4 protein-coding genes are annotated in these 4959 nt (G+C 74.4%); 1 reads left to right on the top strand and 3 read right to left on the bottom strand.

The genetic code is table 11. From position 1 onward, the window contains the following. Window positions 1-66 precede the first annotated feature (66 nt). Window positions 67-1677: a hypothetical protein gene (locus tag ACFU99_RS32805; RefSeq protein WP_384398972.1), complete on the bottom strand. Its 1611-nt coding sequence runs from the start codon at window positions 1675-1677 to the stop codon at window positions 67-69. Window positions 1678-1800: 123 nt separating this feature from the next. Further along, the gene (locus ACFU99_RS32800; RefSeq protein ID WP_384398971.1) at window positions 1801-2988 is read right to left on the bottom strand and encodes a Dyp-type peroxidase; all 1188 of its coding nucleotides are present in this window, start codon (window positions 2986-2988) and stop codon (window positions 1801-1803) included. 235 nt (window positions 2989-3223) lie between these two features. Between ACFU99_RS32800 and ACFU99_RS32795 the strand changes: the two genes are divergently transcribed. Then, the gene (locus tag ACFU99_RS32795; RefSeq protein WP_384398974.1) at window positions 3224-4435 is read left to right on the top strand and encodes a nitrous oxide reductase family maturation protein NosD; all 1212 of its coding nucleotides are present in this window, start codon (window positions 3224-3226) and stop codon (window positions 4433-4435) included. A 7-nt stretch (window positions 4436-4442) separates the two neighbouring features. Here the strand turns inward: ACFU99_RS32795 and ACFU99_RS32790 are convergent. Continuing rightward, the coding region (locus ACFU99_RS32790; RefSeq protein WP_384398969.1) for a hypothetical protein at window positions 4443-4959 on the bottom strand (517 nt) is incomplete at its 5' end.

The following is a 4959-nucleotide window of genomic DNA, read 5'->3' as shown; positions in this document are numbered from 1 at the left end:
CGTACGAACTGAGGCGGCCTCAAGAGGCCGCCCCCGAGCCCCCGCACCCTCCACGGAAACCCTCGGTCAGAGCAGCCCCGACAGCGGCAGGACGCGCTCGGAAAGCCGTCCGCGCAACTGCCCCTCGGCGGTGTCGGCCTCGGCGAGCCAGTCGGCGGTGACCAGCAGGTCGGCGTGCGTGCCGACCTCGTCGGGGGCCAGGGTGCAGAACGCGGCGACCTGGTCCAGGCCGAGCCCGCCGTCCTCGGGCCGTCCGAGGCGGCCGTCGGGGAGGGTGTGGACCGCGGTGTACAGGGCCAGGAGCCGGGTGGCGGGGCCCAGTTTCTTCTTGCGGAGCTTCCGGTCGCCCACGACTTTCTGGGCCCAGCCGGAGAGCCTCGTGCGATGGACCTTGCCGAAGGTGAACGGGCGGGGCCGCTCGGGCAGCAGCGTGGGGATGGTGACGGCGGTGGGGTCCTCCGGACGGGAGGCCAGGACGTCGGCGGCGGCGCCGGGCAGGCGCAGCCAGTCGGCGTCGACCAGTTGCTCAAGGACGCGCTCGGCCTCGCCCTGGAGCCAGCCGGTCAGATCCTGGCCGGTGACGTTCCCCGTGCCGGTGCGTGCGGCCCGCAGGACGAGCATGAGCACCGCCAGGCGCACGTCGGCCTCGGGGCCCGGGGCGTGGGCGGCGGCGTACTCCAGCACGGCGCGGGCGTGCACGGCCTGACTGCGGGTCAGCAGCCGTTCCACCAACGGCCCATCCTCGCCCGTCGAGCCGTCGGGCACGTTGCCGGTGCGGTTGCCGTGCATCTCGCGGGTGGTCTCCGCGGCCAGCTCGGCGCGCTCGGCCTCCTGGCGAAGGGAGTCGTCGTCGCTCACGTCGGCCCACAGCGCGAACGCGCGGGCCTTGCGCTCGTGGAGGGTGGCCAGCAGGGCGAGGTCGGGCTCGGGGCGCTGCTGGTAGGCGCGGAACGCGTCACCGAGTTCGACGAGTTCCCGGCGCAGGACGTCGGGTTCGAGGTCGTGCGGCACGATCCGCTGCGCGATCTTGCCCGTTCGTTTCGCCCGCCGGGGGGCGCCGGCCGGCGAGGCGCCGCGGGTACGAGGGACCGGGGCCGGTGCGGCGGCGGGGGAGGAGGGGGAGGGCGGGCCGGAGTCGGAGAACAGCGCCGTGACGCCCGCGGGTTCCGCACTCGGCGTTCTCGCCGCCTGGTCCGCCCCGGCCGGGGCGGTGCGCTCCGGGGGCGCGGCGGTCTCCAGGACACGGCAGCCGGGGGTGGCGGCGGCGCAGCGCGCGCACACCTCCGCGATCCGCCACAGCCGTCCGGCACGGTCCGCGCACACGCTCAGGACCATCGGGCCCCCGCACCGCACCACGTCCGGCGGCCGCACCCCGCCGCGGCGTCCGGCCTCGGGGTCGGGGGTGTGCCACGCGCAGTCGGCGGCGCGGCAGGCGCACCACGCCGCGCCGCGCGGCCCGCCGCCCGCACGGATGCGGGCCAGATGCGCGTTGACGTGTCCGATCGCCGCCTTGCGCCCCGCGGCGGTGCCGTCGGGGAAGCGCTGCTCGGGGCAGGCCGGGCGGGAGCAGGAGAGCCGGACCGCGCCGGCGGACAGACGGCCGTAGGGATCCAGGCGCACTGTCCACACCCGGCCTGCGACACGCTCGCTCTGCCGTGCGCCGGCTTCCACCGTCATATACGTACTCCCGTGTTGCTCGTTCCGGGGCCCCAGGTGGTCCCATCATCAGGGATACCACTGTCCAGCCTCAGGAGAACGGGACTTCAGGCCGTACGAGCCGTGCTCGCGGGTGATGGGCGGTCAGCCGAACAGCCGGGAGCCGAGCGGGCGCCGCCGGTCGAAGCCGGGGAGGATCAGGAACGTCGCACTGGCGGTCGTGGTGGTGAAGGGCAGCAGCGCGTCGGAGGTCTCCATGTGCGTGAGGGTGGCGGTGAAGGTCCGCAGGTCGTTCTGGAAGCAGGCGAAGAGCAGGCCGGGGGCGGGCTCGTCGATGCTGTAGGAGCGCCGGAGCATGAGCCCGACTCCGACCGCGGTGGCGTGCGCTCTGCGGGCGTGGGCGTCGGCGGGGACGAGATAGCGCCCGTCCGGCGTCTTGGCCCCGAGTTCCGGGCTCGAGTCGGCGGCGCCGCCGGAGAGCGGGACGCCGTCGGCCCGGCGCCGCCCGAAGACCGCTTCCTGCCCGGCCACGGACAGGGCGGCGAACCGCGGCAGGTCGAGTTCCATGCGCCGCAGTACGGCGAGGGTGCCGCCCGCGACCGCCGGGGGTCCCGCCAGCCACAGGTCGCGCCGCTGTTCGGCGTCGGTGTGCGGGCCGATGATGCCGTCGATGAAGCCGAGCGGGTTGCGCGGCGCGGTGCGGCCGTCGCCGACGGACACGTTCGCGCCGCGGCGTGCGGACTGGCGCCAGCGTTCGCGGACGCGGTCGCCGGCCTGGGCCAGGAGTGCGGAGGCGGCGACCGGTAACAGCAGCGGGTCCCCGGCGCAGAGCTGTATCAGCAGGTCGCCGCCGCGTGCCCGGGAGTCGATCCGTTCGCGGGAGAACCGCGGGAGGCCGGCCGCGCCGGGCAGTGAGGCGCCGACGGCGCGTACGAGCCGGGGGCCCACGCCGACGGTCACGGTGAGGTCGCCCGGCGGCAGGCCCAGCAGCCGCGGGTCGTCCCCCGCCGTGAGCGCGCGGATGGCTTCGCCGAGTTCGGCGAGCAGCGGGCCCGGAGCCACGGCGGCGCCGAGGTCGGCCACTACGGCGAGCAGATGGGGCTGGGCCGGCTGGGGGAGTGTGATGCCCGCCTGATGACGGCCCGTCGCCGGAACCGGCTCGGGCGAGGTCGTGGTCGTGGTCGTGGTTGCCGGGGCGGCGGCGTGCCGGTCCGGCCCGGCGGAGTCCGACGCGCACCCGGCGGTCAGGCCGGCGGTCAAGCCGGTGGCCATCATGGCGCCGGTGACATCGAGGAACGAACGGCGTGACGGGTGGTGGTCGGCTCGGCGCATGATGCGCAGAGTGCCACACCCGAATCACGCGTGACGGTCAACCCCGCGTTTCTGGCGCGGAATTGGGCGCCATGCCAGACTGGGGATCATGCCTGGATCAAGTCTTCGCGTGTTGGCGGCGGTAGTGGGCACGCTGACACTGGTGGCCGGCTGCGGCAGCGGCGACGGCCATGGAGACGGCGACGGCGGATCGGGCAAGGGCCGGCGTCCGGCCGGTGCGCACGTGACGATCCGCGTGCCCGCCGACGCCCCGACGATCTCGGCCGCGGTGTCCTTGGCCCGCCCCGGTGACCTGGTGCTGGTCGCTCCGGGCGTCTACCACGAGACGGTGCGGGTCGACACGGAGCGCGTCACCCTCCGCGGTCTGTCGAGGGACAAGGTCGTCATCGACGGGCGGTTGCGGCAGCCGAACGGCGTCGTCGTCTCGGCGCCCGGCGTGGCCGTGGAGAACCTGACCGTGCGGAACAACACGCAGAACGGGGTGCTGGTCACCGGTTCGGCGAAGGCCGCCGCCGGGCTGCCGGGGCAGAGCGGCGGCTACGACACCGGCTCCGAGCCCGTCGCCTTCCTGAAGTCGTTCCTGGTCTCCCATGTGACCGCGACCCGCAACGGGCTGTACGGCATCTACGCGTTCTCCGCCCAGAACGGCGTCATCGAGCACTCGTACGCGTCGGGCGGCGCCGACTCCGGGATCTACGTCGGCCAGTGCAAGCCCTGCAACATCGTGGTGCGGGACAACGTCGCCGAACTCAACGCGGTCGGCTACGAAGGCACCAACGCCAGCGAGGACATGTACGTGGTCGGCAACCGCTTCGCCGGCAACCGGGTCGGACTCACCACCGACTCCGACCACCAGGAGAAACTGCTCCCGCAGAAGGGCTCCGTCATCGCGGGCAACCTGATCGCCGCCAACCAGCGGACGGACACCCCGGAGCAGGCCGACGGCGGGTGGGGCATCGGCATCGGCGTCGACGGAGGCAGCGACAACCGCTTCGTCCGCAATCGCGTCACCGGCCACCGCAACGCCGGACTGATGATCACCGCGACCGCCGACCTGCCCCCGGTCGGCAACCAGATCGTGGACAACACGTTCACCGGCAACGCCGTCGACGTCGGCTGGACGTTCCCCACCGCCACCCGCGGCCGGGGCAACTGCCTGCGGGGCAACGAGCTGCGTACGACCGTGCCCGCCCGGCTCGCGACGACCGCGGCCTGCCCGCTTCAGGGCGGTCAGTCCTCCCCGGCCGGTACGTGGACGGCGCCGAAGGCGCCCGGCGGCATCCCGTTCACCGAGGTCGCGGCGGCTCCCGCGCAGCCGCAGTTCCCCGCCGCCGCCACCGCGGGCGCCACCGCCGTCCCGTCCGTACCGGAGCTGCCGAAGACGGAGGACATCCGGCTGCCCGCGGCGTCCCTGCTCGCCGCGAACGCGCTGGTGCGGACTTCTTGAGCGGTGGCTAACGGGCCGGAGCGGTTCCGGGGACCGGCTCGACCGGAACGTACTTGTGGGTGTCGAAGTCGATGACCACCGGCTCCGGCTGCGAACCCACGCCGACGCGGACCCGGTACATGGTGCCGTCGGAGCCGATCCAGTAGCGCACGGTGCCCGCCGTACCGGCGTGGCCGGGGGAGGACGGCCCGGTCATGACGTCCACCCGGCGCCCGTCCAGCCGCTCCCGGCCCTGCCAGGCGGCGCCGTTCTGCGGCAGCAGTTGGGCGTTGTCCGGCCGGTCGCCGCCGAGACCGAGCGCGATGGACAGGGAGGTGTCCAGCGTGCTGCCGGACGTCAGCAGCGGACGGCCGTACCAGCCCGAGCGGGGCGGCGACGCGGGCGCTTGCGCCGGAGCGTCCTTCATCGGGTGGACGCGCACCGAGGAGGGCGTCCACTGGATCAGCCCGTCGCCGGCCTTGTCGCGGCCGGTGCCGTGCACCACGCCGTAGCCGACCTTGTTCCGGTAGTCGACGGACCCGGTG

Source organism: Streptomyces sp. NPDC057654, assembly GCF_042800135.1.
Lineage (GTDB): Bacteria > Actinomycetota > Actinomycetes > Streptomycetales > Streptomycetaceae > Streptomyces.
This window is presented reverse-complemented; position numbering and strand designations above follow the sequence as displayed.

Coding starts and splice junctions, on each gene's coding strand:
- ACFU99_RS32805 (WP_384398972.1), bottom strand. CDS start 1,677: ATGACGGTGGAAGCCGGCGCACGGCAGAGCGAGCGTGTCGCAGGCCGG.
- ACFU99_RS32800 (WP_384398971.1), bottom strand. CDS start 2,988: ATGCGCCGAGCCGACCACCACCCGTCACGCCGTTCGTTCCTCGATGTC.